This is a genomic window from Bowmanella dokdonensis, from assembly GCF_017254865.1.
GTDB lineage: Bacteria > Pseudomonadota > Gammaproteobacteria > Enterobacterales > Alteromonadaceae > Bowmanella > Bowmanella dokdonensis.
Genome location: NZ_JAFKCV010000452.1, coordinates 1 through 278 on the forward strand (window position 1 = coordinate 1; position 278 = coordinate 278).

Annotated in this window: 1 protein-coding gene; it reads right to left on the reverse strand. The window is 54.3% G+C overall.

From position 1 onward, the window contains the following. Positions 1 to 6: 6 nt before the first annotated feature. A partial coding sequence (locus J0A66_RS23270) for a LolA family protein (RefSeq protein WP_206576124.1) occupies positions 7 to 278 on the reverse strand: 272 nt, incomplete at its 5' end.

A 278-nucleotide genomic window follows, 5' to 3' on the forward strand; every position in this document is an offset into this window, starting at 1 on the left:
GCTGGGTCATGGTTTTGGCAAGCTTCCGGTCTGCACCTGGCGTTGATCATCCAGTTCGTAACCATCGGGAAGCGCGAAGCGAAACAGCTCTGCCGGTAACGAGGCGTTTTGCTGGATATCAGAAAAATCCAGGGTGCTGGTTTGCTGCTGCCTATCCAACAGGCTCAGTGAAACCAGAGTTTTTCCGTCAAATTTCAGGGTCAGGGTGTCAATCTGGCTGTCCTGATTGTGGCTGCGAATCTGGAAACTGGCGCCCTCGGCAGTCACCGCGAAGTCCT